The sequence below is a fragment of the Streptomyces sp. NPDC002403 genome (genome assembly GCF_053593015.1).
The window spans coordinates 15119-30097 of sequence record NZ_JBSFBQ010000004.1; the positions used below are offsets into that span (position 1 = coordinate 15119).

The window sequence follows — 14979 nt, forward strand, 5'->3', positions numbered from 1 at the left end:
GCGCCGGCGCATGCGAGCGCCGGCGCATGCGAGCGCCGGCGCGTTCGCGCATACGGAGCAGGGCCCCGGCGCGGGAAACGCCGGGGCCCTGCTCCGTACGACAACGGGATCAGTCGTTGGGCGTCCAGTACTCGACCAGCCTGCCCACTCCGTGCTCCACGCCCTTCCAGGAGCCGGTGAACTCGACGACGGCGAACGCCGCGGTGGGGAAGCCGCCGCGGGTCATCCGGGTCAGGGCGTCGCCCTCGGCCGACTCCGAGAGGGCGTCGGCGACCGCGTGCATGCCGGGGTTGTGGCCGATGACCAGGAGGTCGTGCACATCGTCGGGGGTCTCGTTGATCAGGGCGATGAGCTCACCGAGGGACGCCTCGTACAGCCGCTCCTCGTACACGGTCCTGGGGCGGTGCGGCATCTCGTGGACGGCCAGCTTCCACGTCTCGCGCGTCCTGGCGGCGGTGGAGCAGAGGGCCAGATCGAGGTCGATCCCGGAGTCGACGAGTTTGCGGCCTGCGACCGGGGCATCCTTGCGGCCGCGCTCCGCGAGCGGCCGCTCATGGTCGGAGTCCTGCGACCATTCCGCCTTTGCATGCCTGAGAAGGACGATCCTGCGAGGTGTATCGACGCTCATACACCTCAGCTTCGCATGAAATGTGCCACCCGGCGCAGGGTGTTGACGGGCTTGTGCGGGGCGATCGGGCACGGTCAGCCGGTCACCAGGGCCGCGATTCGCGCGAGCAACCGGGTGACCGCAGGGTCGGTGGTCGCGGCGTGCGCCTCACCGCTTCCCACGATCAGCAGCAGCAGCGCGGCGAACGCGAACGCGGGCAGCGCGACGGCCCACCACGGCAGCCTCACCTCGACACTGCCCGTGGCCGGGCGGGTGGTCGGGGGGTGCGTTCGGGCCTGCATGTCCGCCTCCGTGGGTCATCGGTACTGATACCGAAAATCTACGGATCCGGGCCCGGGGTTCCCATCCGGTGACCCACCCACTTCCCCCTGAACCTGGCACCCTAGGGGACACGGGGGTTAACCCCACCATCCGCGGCCGAGCCGCTCAGGGGGACGCGATCGAGGCGATCACCGCGACGATCACGGTGACCAGCAGCATCGCTCCGAGTACGAGCAGGAGCTTCTTCTGACCGTTCTGGGGATTCGGGTCGAGCACAGGAGACATGGGGTCAGTCTCGCATCTCAGCACTCGTCCTCGATCGTCCGGGCCCGCCCGGCCAGGATTCCGACCGCCATCTGCGGCACCATGAGGCCCGCCATCAGTGCGATCGGCAGTTCCCAGCCGCCGCTGTGCTGGTAGAGCACACCGATCAGCAGCGGTCCCGGGATCGAGATCAGATAGCCGACGGACTGGGCGAACGCGGACAGCCGGACCACTCCCGCGCCGGTGCGCGAGCGCATGCCGATCATGGTCAGGGCCAGCGGGAAGGAGCAGTTCGAGATGCCCAGGAGCACCGCCCAGGCCCAGGCACCGCCGGCCGGGGCGAGGTAGAGGCCCGCGTAGCCGATGAGGCCGCAGCTGCCGAGGAGGACGACGATCGGGCCCTGGTTCTTCATCCGGGCAGCGACCCCCGGGATGACGAAGGCGAGCGGTACGCCCATCGCCATGGTGACGGCGAGCAGCACACCCGCCGTACCGGCCGAGACCCCGGCGTCGCGGAAGATCTGCGGCATCCATCCCATGGTGATGTACGCGGCGGTGGCCTGGAGGCCGAAGAAACAGGCGAGGGCCCAGGCGGTCCGGCTGCGGGTGATCCTGAGGGCCGGGGTGCCGGCGTGCTGGGCGGCGGGCTGCCGCGGAGCGCCGGTGCGGTCCCGTACCACCGGGATCCAGGGCAGGATCGCGACGGCGGAGAGCGCGGCCCAGACGCCGAGCCCCAGACGCCAGCTGCCGCCCATCGCGCTGGTCATCGGCACGGTCACCGCGGCGGCGAGCGAGGTGCCGAGGGCCAGGGCCATCGAGTAGAGCCCGGTCATGGAGCCGACCCGGTCCGGGAACCAGCGCTTGACGATCACCGGCATCAGGACGTTGCTGACGGCGATGCCCATGAGGGCGAGGGCGCTCGCGGCGAGGAAGCCGGCCGTCCCGCCGACGAGCGGCCGGATCACCAGGCCGGCGGTGATGGCGGTCATGCCGGCGCAGACGACCGCCCCCGGGCCGAAGCGGCGGGCGAGACGCGGCGCCATGATGCCGAAGACCGCGAAGCAGAGCGGCGGTACGGAGGTGAGGACACCGGCCACGCTGCCGCTCATGTGCAGCCCGTCCCGTACCTCTTCCAGGAGGGCGCCGAGGCTGGTGATGGCGGGGCGGAGGTTGAGCGCGGTGAGGACCAGGCCGATGACGACCAGCCGGAGCACCCAGGGGGAGGGCCCGTCGGCGGCCTGTGCCGTCTGCGGGTCCTGCCGGGTCGGCGAGGCCGTGGGTTTCGTGGGCGCGTCCATCGTGGTGGCGGGGCTCGGGTTCCGGGTCTGGGGCCGGGTCTCGTCTTCGGGCATGAGGCCCATCATAGAATCATGGGATGATTGATTGTCCAATCAGCCCGGAGCCTCTCTGAGACCATTCGCTCCGGGCACGGCAACCGCAACAACTCCCGTCCCACCCCCTCACCCCAGCAACCCGACCAAGGAGCACCATGGCGCTGACGTCTCCGCGGCGTTCGGCACTCGCCGACCAGGTGATTGCCCAGCTCAGGAATCAGATCACCTCGGGCGAGTGGCCCGTGGGTTCACGCATTCCCACCGAGCCCGAACTGGTGGAGCAGCTGGGGGTGGCACGCAACACCGTCCGGGAGGCCGTGCGCGCGCTCGCGCACAACGGGCTGCTGGACATCCGGCAGGGTTCGGGCACCTATGTCGTCGCCACCAGCGAGCTGGCCGGGGTGATGCACCGCCGTTTCGCCTCCGCCGATCCCCGCCACGTCGCCGAGCTGCGCTCCACCCTGGAGTCGTCGGCGGCGAGGCTGGCCGCCGCCCGGCGTACCGAGCGGGATCTGAAGCAGCTGGACGCGCTCATGGCGCGCCGGGAGGAGACCTGGGCCGCGGGTGACGCCGAGGCGTTCGTCGCGGCGGACGCGACGCTGCATCTGGCCGTGGTGGCCGCCTCGCACAACGACGTGCTGACCGGCCTCTACGCCGACCTGGGCGATCTGCTGCGCGACTATCTCAGGGGCGACATCGGGCACGAGCTGCGGCCGGAGAACCACATGGATCACGGCAGGCTGGTCGAGGCGATCCGGGCGGGCGACGGGGAGACGGCGGCGGCCGAGGCCGCGAGCCACGCGCTGAGCTGTCTGGTGGACCGGGCCTGAGGGCGGCCCGGCGACCCTAGACCCTGTCCTGCACCCGGTGCGTGACCCAGGCGGAGCCGACTTCCTTCCAGCAGCGGTCGTCGAGCCGCACGGTCCGCCCGGGACCCACGTCGACCGGGGCGGCGTCGGCGTCTATGTCCCACCAGCGGCGGCATTCGGTGTGCAGTTGTACGCGGTCGGTGGAGGGGTACGGGTTGTGGCAGTAGGCGACGACCCGCGAACCCCGGACCGACGTACGGCATTCGGCTCCGGCGGGATCCGGGGTGGGAGCGTCGGGGGCGGATGCCCCGGCTCCCGCCCGGCCCGCCGCGGATATCCCCACCGGGGCGGCGAGTGCGGCGACGGCCATGGAGGCCGCGAGCAGTATCCCGGTCCGGCGACGTGTGGAGCGCATGGCGACCTCCTCCCCGTAGCCCGACCCGAAGTCTGGTTCATCACATTCTGCGGTGGATCGACCATCTTTTCGACTTGAGCGGGCCGGAGCCGGGCGCGGACACGGAACAGCCGCGCAACGCCTGCTCGGAGGCGGTACGCGGCTGTATCAGGGCCCGTCGTGAGGGGTCAGGCACCCATCATGTGCACGCCACCGTCGACGTGGATGATCTCGCCCGTGGTCTTCGGGAAGAAGTCCGAGAGCAGCGCGACGATGGCACGGCCGGCCGGCTCCGGGTCGGACATGTCCCACGCCAGCGGGGAGCGGGTGTTCCACACGTCGGCGAGCTCGCCGAAGCCCGGGATGGACTTGGCGGCCATCGAGCCGATCGGTCCGGCGGAGACCAGGTTGCAGCGCAGGCCCTCCTTGCCCAGGTCACGGGCGAGGTAGCGGGAGGTGGCCTCCAGCGCGGCCTTGGCCGGGCCCATCCAGTCGTACTGCGGCCAGGCGAACTGCGCGTCGAAGGTGAGGCCGACGATCGAGCCGCCCTCGCTCATCAGCGGCTTGCAGGCCATGGCGAGCGACTTCAGCGAGAACGCCGAGACGTGCATCGCCGTGGCGACGGACTCGAACGGGGTGTTGAGGAAGTTGCCGCCGAGCGCGTCCTGCGGCGCGAAGCCGATGGAGTGGACGACACCGTCGAGCGAACCGAGCTCCTCCTTGACCAGACCGGCGAGCCGGTCCAGGTGCTCGGCGTTGGTCACGTCCAGCTCGATGACCTTGGCCGGCTTGGGCAGCTTCTTGGCGATGCGCTCCGTCAGCGTGGGCCGGGGGAAGGCTGTCAGGATGATCTCGGCACCCTGCTCCTGGGCCACCTTGGCGGTGTGGAAAGCGATGGACGACTCCATCAGCACACCGGTGATGAGGATGCGCTTGCCGTCGAGAATTCCGCTCATGGTGATCAGTGACCCATGCCCAATCCGCCGTCAACGGGGATGACGGCTCCAGTGATGTACGACGCGTCGTCGGAGGCGAGGAAGCGCACCGCGGCGGCGATCTCCTCGGGCTGCGCGTAGCGGCCCAGCGGCACCTGGGACACGATGCCCTTGCGCTGCTCCTCGGTGAGCACCTGCGTCATGTCGGTGTCGACGAAACCGGGTGCGACGACGTTGAAAGTGATGTTGCGGGAACCGAGCTCACGGGCCAGCGACCGGGCAAAGCCGACCAGACCCGCCTTGGAAGCGGCGTAGTTCGCCTGCCCGGCCGAGCCGAGGAGTCCGACCACGGAGGAGATGAGGACGACACGGCCCTTCTTGGCGCGCAGCATGCCGCGGTTGGCGCGCTTGACGACCCGGAAGGTGCCGGTGAGGTTGGTGTCGACGACGGACGTGAAGTCGTCCTCGGACATCCGCATCAGCAACTGGTCCTTGGTGATACCGGCGTTGGCGACCAGCACCTCCACGTTGCCGTGCTTCTCCTCGATCTCCTTGTAGGCCTGCTCCACCTGCTCGGCGTCGGTGATGTCGCAACGGACCGCGAGAACACCGGCCTCGGTGAGCACCGTGGGCGGCTCGCCGGAGCGGTAGGTGATCGCGACCTTGTCGCCGTTGTCGGCGAAAGCGCGGGCGATGGCGAGGCCGATGCCCCGGTTTCCTCCGGTGACGAGAACCGAGCGGCTCAACGGATCACCCTTTCCCTAGCGGTCTGGTACATCGAAAACCTATCGGTACCAGGCGCTCCGCGAGCAATCGGCCCCTGACAGCGCCTCCCCCCGGGCACTGTGGGGTTCCTACAGCACCCGGCCCGGATGAACGCTTCCCGTACCGGCAAGCGCCTCAGCGAAAGCCCGGCGCTTCGACGGGGAGGCCGACGTCCTCGGCAACCTCCAGCATCCGTTTGTCGTAACTGATGAGTACGTCGAGCGACGCTCCCAGCACTTGGGCACTGGCCACATGGACCGCGTCGAGCGTCCGGACTCTTCCCGGCAGGGCGGCGGCCGCGTCCCGTACCTCATCGGTCAGGAGGATCTCGGTGAAGTCCCGGGTCAGATCCCTCATGAGTAGGGGAAAGCTACCGACCCGGTCCAGCGTCCGAACGGTCTCCACGAAGCCGAGACTGCTGGTCGCCAGCGGCGCCACCGGCCGCCCCACGAGATGCGCCCGCAGCTCACGAGCGTGCTCGCGCCCACTCAGCAGAGTGACAATCGCCGAGCTGTCCATGTAGATCAACGCGGATCGTCCTCACGCTCGGCGAGCAGGATATCCAGGGGGGAGACGCCTTCCGGCGGCTCGCAGACCGGCAGCCGGTCGAGATCGGCCGTCGTGGCCGGCTTCAGCCTGATCTGCCCCTTCGCGACGAGGGCATAGCGCTCCGAGGCGCCGGTACCGGGAAGCAGTATCGCGATGACGTTGCCGTGTCTCGTCACCTGAATCGCCTCGCCCTTCTCCACCCGGGCGAAGACGGCACTCGGGTTGTACGAGAACTCTCGGACCGAGATGGTGCTCATCGGGGCCCCCTTCGATGACGGTCAGGGAAAGTACCTACATTTTCGAATCATACCTACAACAAGGGCGCATCGACGCGGCCCGGCAGCGCTCACCCGGCCGGACAGGGGACCCGGCACCGGATCTGCTTGCCGATCGACGACCGGACCACGTGCCGGCCCGGCGCGAGCAGATCCAGCAGGGCGAGGCCGCGACCGGCCTCGGCCTCCGCGTCGTCCAGCGCGATGCCGCGACGCCGCGGAACGGTGCGGGGGTCCGGGTCATGGACATTGACCGCGACCCCGAAGGCCGCGGCGTACACCTCCACCACCACGGGGACGTGATCCCCGCAGGCCCGGACGGCGTTCCCGACGAGCTCCGAGACGACGAGCTGCGCGGCGTCGGCCACATCGCCCTGCACGCCCAGTTCGGCCAGGGCCTTGGCGGTGAGCTCACGTACGGAGCGGAGGTTCGGGCCGGAGGCGTTGATGTGCGCCGCGAAGCCGCGGCTCCGGTAGCGCACGTAGTGCCCGACGGCGGGTGGCGGGGACTGCGGGTCGTGGTCTTCCTCGTCGGCCATGCCGAACATGACGCCTCCAGCCTGCGGCGCGGGGCCGCGGGAAGTACTGACTTCCACCACAGCGGGCAACCGCATATGCACGCTGTGTGGCGATGGGTTGCGATACTGCACTCCACCCACCTCGGGTAGCAAGTTTTCTACCCCTTTCGGTTATGACTTCCCGAAAGGCGGCCGACACCGCCAACTGCTGAGGTATGACTGCGACATGCCCAACTCTCCCCTGGTACCGACCGTCCGGCGCCGACGCCTGGGATCCACGCTCAGACGCCTGCGGAACGGCGCAGGTCTGACCCTCGACGAGGCCGCTGTCGCCATGGGCTGGAAGGGCCCGAAGCTGTCGAAGATCGAGAGCGCCAATCAGGCCATCAGGCCGGGTGATGTCGTGGCGCTGCTCGCGGTCTACGGGATCAACGATCCGGAAACGCTCAACGCCCTGGACAATCTGGCCAAGGACGCCGGCAAGAGGGGGTGGTGGCAGACCTACAGCGGAATCGTGTCACCTGCCTACGCCGACTACATCTCGCTGGAGTCGGACGCCTCGCAGATCTGCGAATGGTCGCCACTGGTGGTCCCGGGCCTGTTGCAGACCGCTGCGTACGCACGCGAGAACATCGCGGGAATCACAACTTTCCGCAGCACCGAAGAAGTTGCGGCCCTCGCCGAGGTGCGGCTGGCCCGGCAGTCCGTGCTCACCCGGCCGGGAAGGCCGTTGGAGCTGTGGGCCATCATCCACGAAGCCGCGCTCCACCAGCGATTCGCCGTCCGCCCCGCCACCATGCGCGACCAGTTGCGGCGTCTGCTCGATTCGGCGGAGATGCCCAACGTGACCGTGCAGCTGATGCCGTTGGACTCCACCGCGCACCCCGGAGTCGTGGGCGGCTTCAGCATGGTCGGTTTCCCCGGCCCTGCCCCGGACGTGGTTCTGCTGGAAAACCTCAGCGGAGAGACCTACCTTGAGGGCGAAGAAGCGTCGCCCTTCGCGAAGGCGTTCGAGGGGATTCGCGCCACGGCGCTGTCCACGGAGGACTCGGTCGCACGCATAGCTGAGATGGAAGAAGGCCACAGGAAGTGAACGCGCCCGAAGCGGAGCTGTTCGGACACGACCTCTCGAAAGCGGCCTGGCGCAGGTCCTCCGCCAGTGGAGCCGAGAACAACTGCGTAGAAGTCGCCGGCCTCCCCGGAGGGGCAACCGCCGTACGCGACTCGAAGGACCTCTCGCGCACCCCCCTGCGGTTCAGCGCCCCGGGGTGGGCCGCGTTCAGGGCGGGCGTGATCGACGGCACTCTCTGACCGGCCGGGGCGGCTCGCCCGGCAGACCGTCCCGCGGCCCGCGCCGAACCGGGTGACGGGCCCGGCGCGCTCGTCCGGGAAACCTGTGGCCGGTCGTGCTCGTCACACGACATGGTTCACTGCGGACACATGCCGAAAAGACGGAGTACTACATGCCTCATGAGGTAGATCAGTCGTTCCTGGGCCTGCCGCTGCGCGCCCTCGCCGACGCGGCGCTCGCCCGCGCGCGGGCGCTGGGGGCCACGCATGCCGACTTCCGGCTGGAGCGGGTGCGCAGCGCGTCCTGGCGGCTGCGGGACGCCCGGCCCGCCGGGTCCTCGGACACCACCGATCTCGGCTACGCGGTGCGGGTGGTGCACGGTGGGGCGTGGGGCTTCGCGTCCGGGGTGGACCTGACGATGGACGCCGCGGCGAAGGTGGCCTCGCAGGCCGTCGCCATGGCGAAGCTGTCGGCGAAGGTGATCGCGGCGGCCGGATCGGACGAGCGGGTCGAGCTGGCGGACGAGCCGGTGCACGGCGAGCGGACCTGGGTCTCGGCGTACGACATCGACCCCTTCGGCGTACCGGCCGAGGAGAAGGCGGGGCTGCTCGCCGAGTGGAGCGGCCGGCTCCTGGGTGCCGAGGGCGTCGCGCATGTGGACGCCTCGCTGACGACCGTCCACGAGAACAAGTTCTATGCGGACACGGCCGGCACCGTGACCACCCAGCAACGGGTGCGGCTGCACCCGCAGTTCACCGCGGTCGCCGTGGACGGGTCCACCGGTGAGTTCGACTCGATGCGGACGATCGCCCCGCCGGTGGGCCGCGGCTGGGAGTACCTGACCGGGACCGGCTGGGACTGGGACGACGAGCTGGAGCGGATTCCCGGGCTGCTGGCCGAGAAGATGCGGGCGCCGAGCGTCGAGGCGGGAGCGTACGACCTGGTCGTCGACCCGTCCAACCTCTGGCTGACCATCCACGAGTCGATCGGCCACGCCACCGAGCTGGACCGGGCGCTGGGCTACGAGGCGGCGTACGCCGGGACTTCGTTCGCCACCTTCGACCAGCTGGGGAAGTTGACGTACGGCTCCCCCGTGATGAATGTGACCGGTGACCGTACCGCCGAGCACGGGCTCGCGACCATCGGGTACGACGACGAGGGCGTCGAGGCACAGTCCTGGGACCTGGTCAAGGACGGGACGCTGGTCGGGTACCAGCTGGACCGGCGGATCGCGAAGCTGACCGGGCTGGGCCGTTCCAACGGCTGCGCGTACGCGGACTCGCCGGGCCATGTCCCCGTACAGCGGATGGCCAATGTGTCGCTGCGGCCCGATCCGGGCGGGCTGTCCACGGAGGACCTGATCGGCGGGGTGGACCGCGGGATCTACGTGGTCGGCGACCGGTCCTGGTCGATCGACATGCAGCGCTACAACTTCCAGTTCACCGGTCAGCGTTTCTTCCGGATCGAGAACGGCAGGCTGGCCGGGCAGCTGCGCGATGTCGCGTACCAGGCCACGACGACGGACTTCTGGGGCTCGATGGAGAAGGTCGGCGGCCCGCAGACCTATGTCCTGGGCGGCGCCTTCAACTGCGGCAAGGCCCAGCCGGGCCAGATCGCGGCCGTCTCGCACGGCTGCCCCTCCGCCCTCTTCCGGAGCGTGAACATCCTCAACACGACGCAGGAGGCCGGACGATGAGCCGCGTCAGCAAGCCGCACGAGATCGTCGAGCGGGCGCTCGAACTGTCCACCGCCGACGGCTGCATGGTCATCGCCGACGAGCATTCGTCCGCGAATCTGCGCTGGGCCGGCAACGCGCTCACGACGAACGGGGTGACCCGGGGGCGGACCCTGACCGTCATCGCGACCGTCGACGGCGCGCAGGGCACCGCGTCCGGCGTGGTGTCACGGTCCGCGGTGACCGCCGACGACCTGGAGCCGCTGGTGCGGGCCGCCGAGGCCGCGGCGCGCGGGGCCGGTCCGGCGGAGGACGCGCAGCCGCTGGTGGCCGGGGTGCCCGGGTCGCCCGACTTCACGGACGCGCCGGCCGAGACGGACTCGGGCGTCTTCGCGGAGTTCGCCCCGGCGCTCGGCGATGCCTTCGCCCGCGCCCGCTCCGGCGGCCGTGAGCTGTACGGCTTCGCCAACCACGAGCTGACCACGACCTACCTCGGTACGTCGACGGGGCTGCGGCTGCGCCACGACCAGCCGACCGGAACGCTGGAGCTCAACGCCAAGTCCCCGGACCGCACCCGTTCGTCCTGGGCGGGCCGCGCGACGCGCGACTTCAAGGATGTCGACCCGGCCGAGCTGGACGCGGAACTGGCGCAGCGGCTGCGCTGGGCACAGCGCCGTATCGAGCTGCCCGCCGGACGGTACGAGACGCTGCTGCCGCCGACCGCCGTCGCCGATCTGCTGATCTACCAGCTGTGGTCGTCGACGGCGCGGGACGCCGCGGAGGGCCGGACGGTGTTCTCCGAGCCGGGCGGCGGGACCCGGATCGGTGAGCGGCTCTCCGGGCTGCCGCTGACGCTCCGCAGCGACCCGAACGCACCGGGCCTGGAGTCGGCGCCGTTCGTGATCGCCCACGCCTCCGGGGACGGTGCCTCCGTCTTCGACAACGGTCTGCCGCTGACGCCGACCGACTGGGTGCGGGACGGCCGGCTGGAGCACCTGACGACCACCCGGCACACGGCGGGGCTGACCGGTCTGCCGGTCGCGCCGGCCATCGACAACCTGGTGCTGGAGGGCGGCGGTGAGCGGTCCCTGGAGGAGATGGTGGCCGCGACGACCGGGCGCGGGCTGCTGCTGACCTGCATGTGGTACATCCGCGAGGTCGATCCGGCCACGCTGCTGCTGACCGGGCTGACCCGCGACGGGGTGTATCTCGTCGAGGACGGCGAGGTCATCGGAGAGGTGAACAATTTCCGGTTCAACGAGTCGCCGGTGGACCTGTTGTCGCGGGCCACGGAGGCGGGCCGTACGGAGAAGACGCTGCCGCGTGAGTGGGGCGACTGGTTCACCCGGGCCGCGATGCCCGCGCTGCGGATCCCGGACTTCAACATGAGCTCGGTGAGTCCGGGCGTCTGACCCGCCTAGACTGAGCAGGAAACCCCTTACCCGTACGCACCACGAGGAGCACCGGAACCGTGACGGACATCGTCGACGAGCTGAAGTGGCGTGGGCTGTTCGCCCAGTCCACTGACGAGGACGCACTGCGCAAGGCTCTCGCGGACGGTCCCGTCACCTTCTATTGCGGCTACGACCCCACCGCGGCGAGTCTGCACGTCGGCCATCTGGTGCAGGTGCTCACCATGCGCCGGCTCCAGCGGGCCGGGCTGCGTCCGCTCGCCCTGGTGGGCGGGGCCACGGGGCAGATCGGTGACCCGCGGCCGACCGCGGAGCGCACGCTGAACGATCCGGAGACGGTCGCCAACTGGGTGTCGCGGCTGCGGTCCCAGATCGAGCCGTTCCTGTCCTTCGAGGGCGAGAACGCTGCGGTCATGGTGAACAACCTGGACTGGACCGCGGGCATGTCCGCGATCGAGTTCCTCCGGGACATCGGCAAGCACTTCCGCGTCAACAAGATGCTGACCAAGGACTCCATCGCCCGGCGGCTGGAGTCCGACGAGGGCATCAGCTACACCGAGTTCAGCTACCAGCTGCTCCAGAGCATGGACTACCTGGAGCTGTACCGGCGCTACGGCTGCACCCTCCAGCAGGGCGGCAGCGACCAGTGGGGCAACCTCACCGCCGGTCTCGACCTGATCCACCGCCTGGAGCCGGGCGCCGAGGTGCACGCGCTGGCGACGCCGCTGATGACGAAGGCGGACGGGACCAAGTTCGGCAAGTCCGAGAGCGGGGCCGTCTGGCTCGACCCGACGATGACGACGCCGTACGCGTTCTACCAGTTCTGGCTGAACGTGGACGACCGGGACATCTCCCGGTACATGCGCATCCTCAGCTTCCTCAGCCCCACGGAGCTGGAGGAGCTGGAGAAGGTCACCGAGGAGCGTCCGCAGGCGCGGACGGCGCAGCGCGCGCTGGCCGAGGAGCTGACGACGCTGGTGCACGGCGCCGAGCAGTGCGCCGCCGTCATCGCGGCGTCGAAGGCGCTCTTCGGCCAGGGTGAGCTCGGCGAGCTGGACGAGGCGACGCTGAGCGCCGCGCTGTCCGAGGTGCCGCACGCGCAGGTCACCGAGCTGGGCCCGCTGGTGGATCTCCTGGTGGAGGTCGGCCTGGCGCCGAGCAAGTCGGGCGCCCGCCGCACGGTGAAGGAGGGTGGCGCGTACGTGAACAACGTCAAGGTCACGGACGGCGAGAGCGCACCGGCCCGCGAGGAGCTGCTGCACGGGCGCTGGCTGGTGCTGCGCCGGGGCAAGAAGAATCTCGCCGCCGTCGAGGTCACCGGCTGATCCCGGGCCACGTACGGACCGCGGCCGGACACGCGCCATGCGTGTCCGGCCGCGGTGCGTCGTGCCGGGGTGTTCAGGTCTTCTTTCTGGTACTGCGGAACGAGGCCCACAGCATGTCGCCGACGCCCACGACCACCACCGCACCGATCAGCTGGAGCAGATGGCGGATCCAGTCGATGCCCTTGGTGTCGTTGACACCGATCCAGGTGGCGACGGCGTTGCCGAGGACGCTGCCGATCATGCCGAGAATGATCGTCAGCCAGAGTGGGATGTTCTGTTTGCCGGGCAGGATCGCCTTCGCGATCAGACCGAGCACCAGACCCACGATGATTGCCCACAACCAGCCCATGTCGCCTCCTCGTGCGACGCGATGTCGCGCATGTGCCGCCCAGTCTCGGCCCGCGGGCCGTGCACCGCACGCCGGAGGGGTCCGTACGTGCGACCCGGACACCGACATGCACGAACAGGGCGTGCCCCGGTCTCGAAGCCGCCGGGTGCCGGGCGTACCGTGGTTTGCGGTCCGGCGCGGGGGTGGGGTGTTCCCCCGGCCCTCCAGGCGCCGGGGGAAAGGTGATGGAGACGTGATGCGGAAGCGGAGCGGCGGCGAGGTCTTCCGGATCACGGGGGCCCGGCAGGGACTCGCGGACGATGTGCGCGGCAGGCAGCGGCGCTATGTGATCTCGATGTCCGTGCGGACGGTGTCGGTGATCCTGGCCGCGGTGCTGTGGAACGTCGAGCGGTATGTCGCGATCGTGGCGCTCGCGCTCGGGGTGCTGCTGCCGTACGTGGCGGTGGTCATCGCCAACGCGGGCCGGGAGAACGCCCCTTCGCTCCCTTCCACCTTCGTACCGGCTCCGATGCGGCCGGCGCTCGACGCCGCGCCCCTGGCCGGTGCCGCGGAAGCCGGTCCGGAGGGTGTCGGGGTCCGCCGCGACGGGGAATCGGTCTGAGCCCGGCCGGGTGCGCATCGCGTCCGATCCTCAAGAAAACCTCAGATCAATCATGAAGTTACGGTGCACCGCACCCCGGTCTGCGTGACATACTTCGAAAGCGCTCCGCATCCCCCGTCGGAGCGACGGACCGACGCCGGGCAGCTCCCCCCGTGGCTGCCCGGCGTCGCTTTTTCTACGGCCGGGATGCGGTCGGGCCATGGTCCGACCCACGAGGGGAGGATCTAGGGTTGAGTCCGTGAACTCCCCTGAATCCGCGACCGAGAGCGCTGCCGCCGCACCCATCTGTTCCGCCAAGGGCTGCCGGGCCGAGGCCGTTTGGGTGCTCGCCTGGAACAACCCGAAGCTGCACACCCCGGAGCGCCGCAAGACCTGGCTGGCCTGCGAGGAACACCGGGAGCACCTCTCCTCGTTCCTCGATGTCCGGGGGTTCCTCAAGGATGTCGTGACGCTGGCGGAGTGGGAGTCCGGCGGTCGGGACCGCCTCTAGAGCCTCTCGTCCGGATCATGCCGGGCTCGCGGGGTCCGGCCTGATCCGAACGGAAGACCCTAGCCGCCGATCGCCGACATCGGCCGGTCGGGCTGGAGGAAGGACGGGTCGTCCAGGCCCGATCCGGCCTTCTTGCCCCACATCGCGAGCGTCCAGATCCGGGCGATCTCCTCGTCCGGCGCGTCCGAACGCAGGGCTCCGCGCAGATCGGTCTCCTCGCGGGCGAAGAGGCAGGTGCGGACCTGGCCGTCGGCGGTGAGTCTGGTCCGGTCGCAGGCCCGGCAGAAGGGGCGGGTGACGGAGGCGATGACGCCGACCCGGTGGGGTCCGCCGTCGACGATCCAGCGCTCGGCCGGGGCGGAGCCGCGCTTCCCGGCGCCCTCCTCGGTGAGGGTGAAGCGGGTGCGCAGCGACCGGAGTATGTCGCCCGCCGTGATCATGCCGTCGCGCTTCCAGCCGTGCTGGGCGTCGAGCGGCATCTGCTCGATGAAGCGGAGCTCGTATCCGTGCTCGACGGCCCAGGCGAGCAGCTCGGGGGCCTCGTCGTCGTTGAGCCCCGGCATCAGGACGGTGTTGACCTTGACCGGGGTGAGCCCGGCGTCGCGGGCGGCTTCGAGGCCGGCCAGCACGTCGTGGTGGCGGTCGCGGCGGGTGAGGGTCTTGAAGACCTCGGGACGCAGGGTGTCCAGCGAGACATTGACCCGGTCGAGACCGGCGGCCTCCAGTGCGGCGGCGGTGCGCTCCAGACCGATGCCGTTGGTGGTGAGCGACATCCGGGGGCGGGGGTTCAGGGCCGCGCAGCGCTCGACGACGGAGACGAGCCCGGGGCGCAGCAGCGGCTCGCCGCCGGTGAAGCGGACCTCGGTGATGCCGAGCCGGGTGACGGCGATGCGGATCAGCCGGACGATCTCGTCGTCACTGAGCAGGTCGGGCTTGGCCAGCCATTGCAGGCCCTCTTCCGGCATGCAGTAGGTGCACCGCAGATTGCACCGGTCGGTCAGCGAGACGCGCAGGTCGGTGGCGACCCGGTCGTATGTGTCGATGAGCATGTGGGCCCCCTCCCCGAACGCTTCCCGGTGCCGGGTCCGGTATTCCGGCCGGCCC

General features: G+C 70.1%; 20 protein-coding genes. 8 read left to right on the forward strand and 12 right to left on the reverse strand.

The genetic code is table 11. The features are described 5' to 3' along the window. Positions 1–109 precede the first annotated feature (109 nt). From ACWCPY_RS06460 to ACWCPY_RS06475, 4 genes are all read right to left on the reverse strand, one after another. Entirely contained in the window at positions 110–628 is a 519-nt protein-coding gene (locus tag ACWCPY_RS06460) for a SixA phosphatase family protein (RefSeq protein WP_266421185.1), read from the reverse strand. Positions 629–702: 74 nt separating this feature from the next. Further along, positions 703–909 (reverse strand): hypothetical protein, encoded by a 207-nt coding sequence (locus ACWCPY_RS06465; RefSeq protein ID WP_451263209.1) that lies wholly within the window; start codon positions 907–909, stop codon positions 703–705. A gap of 145 nt (positions 910–1054) precedes the next feature. Then, a complete protein-coding gene (locus ACWCPY_RS06470) occupies positions 1055–1165 on the reverse strand; it encodes an SGM_5486 family transporter-associated protein (RefSeq protein WP_329817145.1) in 111 nt (36 codons plus the stop codon). A gap of 26 nt (positions 1166–1191) precedes the next feature. Beyond that, positions 1192–2505 (reverse strand): CynX/NimT family MFS transporter, encoded by a 1314-nt coding sequence (locus tag ACWCPY_RS06475; protein ID WP_451263210.1) that lies wholly within the window; start codon positions 2503–2505, stop codon positions 1192–1194. 137 nt (positions 2506–2642) lie between these two features. Here ACWCPY_RS06475 and ACWCPY_RS06480 point away from each other — a divergent pair, with 137 nt between their 5' ends. Continuing rightward, positions 2643–3317 carry a FadR/GntR family transcriptional regulator gene (locus tag ACWCPY_RS06480; RefSeq protein WP_189541332.1) on the forward strand — a complete coding sequence of 225 codons (675 nt, stop codon included), beginning with the start codon at positions 2643–2645 and terminating at the stop codon, positions 3315–3317. 16 nt (positions 3318–3333) lie between these two features. Here ACWCPY_RS06480 and ACWCPY_RS06485 read toward each other — a convergent pair whose 3' ends face one another. The 6 genes from ACWCPY_RS06485 to ACWCPY_RS06510 all read right to left on the reverse strand — a co-directional run bounded on the left by ACWCPY_RS06485 (position 3334) and on the right by ACWCPY_RS06510 (position 6753). Then, positions 3334–3711 (reverse strand): hypothetical protein, encoded by a 378-nt coding sequence (locus ACWCPY_RS06485; RefSeq protein ID WP_451263211.1) that lies wholly within the window; start codon positions 3709–3711, stop codon positions 3334–3336. 167 nt (positions 3712–3878) lie between these two features. After that, positions 3879–4646, reverse strand: coding sequence for an enoyl-ACP reductase FabI (fabI, locus tag ACWCPY_RS06490; RefSeq protein WP_451263212.1), 768 nt, complete (start codon positions 4644–4646; stop codon positions 3879–3881). Positions 4647–4651: 5 nt separating this feature from the next. Continuing rightward, a complete protein-coding gene (gene fabG, locus ACWCPY_RS06495) occupies positions 4652–5371 on the reverse strand; it encodes a 3-oxoacyl-[acyl-carrier-protein] reductase (protein ID WP_451263213.1) in 720 nt (239 codons plus the stop codon). Positions 5372–5525: 154 nt separating this feature from the next. Then, the gene (locus ACWCPY_RS06500) at positions 5526–5909 is read right to left on the reverse strand and encodes a type II toxin-antitoxin system VapC family toxin (RefSeq protein WP_451263484.1); all 384 of its coding nucleotides are present in this window, start codon (positions 5907–5909) and stop codon (positions 5526–5528) included. A gap of 5 nt (positions 5910–5914) precedes the next feature. After that, positions 5915–6196: a type II toxin-antitoxin system Phd/YefM family antitoxin gene (locus ACWCPY_RS06505; protein ID WP_451263214.1), complete on the reverse strand. Its 282-nt coding sequence runs from the start codon at positions 6194–6196 to the stop codon at positions 5915–5917. Between the two features lie 89 nt (positions 6197–6285). Next, entirely contained in the window at positions 6286–6753 is a 468-nt protein-coding gene (locus tag ACWCPY_RS06510) for an ATP-binding protein (protein ID WP_451263215.1), read from the reverse strand. Positions 6754–6958: 205 nt separating this feature from the next. Between ACWCPY_RS06510 and ACWCPY_RS06515 the strand changes: the two genes are divergently transcribed. The 5 genes from ACWCPY_RS06515 to tyrS all read left to right on the forward strand — a co-directional run bounded on the left by ACWCPY_RS06515 (position 6959) and on the right by tyrS (position 12435). Beyond that, positions 6959–7825: a helix-turn-helix domain-containing protein gene (locus tag ACWCPY_RS06515; protein WP_451263216.1), complete on the forward strand. Its 867-nt coding sequence runs from the start codon at positions 6959–6961 to the stop codon at positions 7823–7825. Beyond that, positions 7822–8043, forward strand: a complete 222-nt coding sequence (locus ACWCPY_RS06520) for a DUF397 domain-containing protein (RefSeq protein WP_451263217.1) — start codon at positions 7822–7824, stop codon at positions 8041–8043. Before ACWCPY_RS06515 ends, ACWCPY_RS06520 begins: the two co-directional genes overlap by 4 nt. Positions 8044–8195: 152 nt before the next feature. After that, positions 8196–9719 carry a TldD/PmbA family protein gene (locus tag ACWCPY_RS06525; RefSeq protein WP_451263218.1) on the forward strand — a complete coding sequence of 508 codons (1524 nt, stop codon included), beginning with the start codon at positions 8196–8198 and terminating at the stop codon, positions 9717–9719. After that, positions 9716–11110: a metallopeptidase TldD-related protein gene (locus ACWCPY_RS06530; protein WP_451263219.1), complete on the forward strand. Its 1395-nt coding sequence runs from the start codon at positions 9716–9718 to the stop codon at positions 11108–11110. The genes ACWCPY_RS06525 and ACWCPY_RS06530 overlap by 4 nt, the downstream gene beginning before the upstream one ends. Positions 11111–11169: 59 nt before the next feature. Next, positions 11170–12435, forward strand: coding sequence for a tyrosine--tRNA ligase (tyrS, locus tag ACWCPY_RS06535; protein ID WP_451263220.1), 1266 nt, complete (start codon positions 11170–11172; stop codon positions 12433–12435). Positions 12436–12508: 73 nt separating this feature from the next. On the opposite strand, the gene ACWCPY_RS06540 is transcribed toward tyrS, so the two are convergent. Then, complete coding sequence (locus tag ACWCPY_RS06540; protein ID WP_451263221.1) at positions 12509–12784, reverse strand: GlsB/YeaQ/YmgE family stress response membrane protein; 276 nt, start codon at positions 12782–12784, stop codon at positions 12509–12511. Between the two features lie 235 nt (positions 12785–13019). Between ACWCPY_RS06540 and ACWCPY_RS06545 the strand changes: the two genes are divergently transcribed. Further along, a complete protein-coding gene (locus ACWCPY_RS06545; protein ID WP_451263222.1) occupies positions 13020–13385 on the forward strand; it encodes a DUF3099 domain-containing protein in 366 nt (121 codons plus the stop codon). Between the two features lie 238 nt (positions 13386–13623). Beyond that, positions 13624–13875, forward strand: a complete 252-nt coding sequence (locus ACWCPY_RS06550; protein ID WP_451263224.1) for a hypothetical protein — start codon at positions 13624–13626, stop codon at positions 13873–13875. A gap of 59 nt (positions 13876–13934) precedes the next feature. Here ACWCPY_RS06550 and moaA read toward each other — a convergent pair whose 3' ends face one another. Next, positions 13935–14924: a GTP 3',8-cyclase MoaA gene (gene moaA, locus ACWCPY_RS06555; RefSeq protein WP_451263225.1), complete on the reverse strand. Its 990-nt coding sequence runs from the start codon at positions 14922–14924 to the stop codon at positions 13935–13937. Positions 14925–14979 lie beyond the last annotated feature (55 nt).

Excerpts from the sequence above, each read along its gene's own strand:
- moaA (WP_451263225.1), bottom strand. The coding sequence starts at position 14,924 with ATGCTCATCGACACATACGACCGGGTCGCCACCGACCTGCGCGTCTCG.
- ACWCPY_RS06465 (WP_451263209.1), bottom strand. The coding sequence starts at position 909 with ATGCAGGCCCGAACGCACCCCCCGACCACCCGCCCGGCCACGGGCAGT.
- ACWCPY_RS06475 (WP_451263210.1), bottom strand. The coding sequence starts at position 2,505 with ATGCCCGAAGACGAGACCCGGCCCCAGACCCGGAACCCGAGCCCCGCC.
- ACWCPY_RS06540 (WP_451263221.1), bottom strand. The coding sequence starts at position 12,784 with ATGGGCTGGTTGTGGGCAATCATCGTGGGTCTGGTGCTCGGTCTGATC.
- ACWCPY_RS06505 (WP_451263214.1), bottom strand. The coding sequence starts at position 6,196 with ATGAGCACCATCTCGGTCCGAGAGTTCTCGTACAACCCGAGTGCCGTC.
- ACWCPY_RS06460 (WP_266421185.1), bottom strand. The coding sequence starts at position 628 with ATGAGCGTCGATACACCTCGCAGGATCGTCCTTCTCAGGCATGCAAAG.
- ACWCPY_RS06500 (WP_451263484.1), bottom strand. The coding sequence starts at position 5,909 with ATGGACAGCTCGGCGATTGTCACTCTGCTGAGTGGGCGCGAGCACGCT.
- ACWCPY_RS06545 (WP_451263222.1), top strand. The coding sequence starts at position 13,020 with ATGCGGAAGCGGAGCGGCGGCGAGGTCTTCCGGATCACGGGGGCCCGG.
- fabI (WP_451263212.1), bottom strand. The coding sequence starts at position 4,646 with ATGAGCGGAATTCTCGACGGCAAGCGCATCCTCATCACCGGTGTGCTG.
- ACWCPY_RS06510 (WP_451263215.1), bottom strand. The coding sequence starts at position 6,753 with ATGGCCGACGAGGAAGACCACGACCCGCAGTCCCCGCCACCCGCCGTC.
- ACWCPY_RS06485 (WP_451263211.1), bottom strand. The coding sequence starts at position 3,711 with ATGCGCTCCACACGTCGCCGGACCGGGATACTGCTCGCGGCCTCCATG.
- ACWCPY_RS06515 (WP_451263216.1), top strand. The coding sequence starts at position 6,959 with ATGCCCAACTCTCCCCTGGTACCGACCGTCCGGCGCCGACGCCTGGGA.
- ACWCPY_RS06480 (WP_189541332.1), top strand. The coding sequence starts at position 2,643 with ATGGCGCTGACGTCTCCGCGGCGTTCGGCACTCGCCGACCAGGTGATT.
- ACWCPY_RS06530 (WP_451263219.1), top strand. The coding sequence starts at position 9,716 with ATGAGCCGCGTCAGCAAGCCGCACGAGATCGTCGAGCGGGCGCTCGAA.
- ACWCPY_RS06525 (WP_451263218.1), top strand. The coding sequence starts at position 8,196 with ATGCCTCATGAGGTAGATCAGTCGTTCCTGGGCCTGCCGCTGCGCGCC.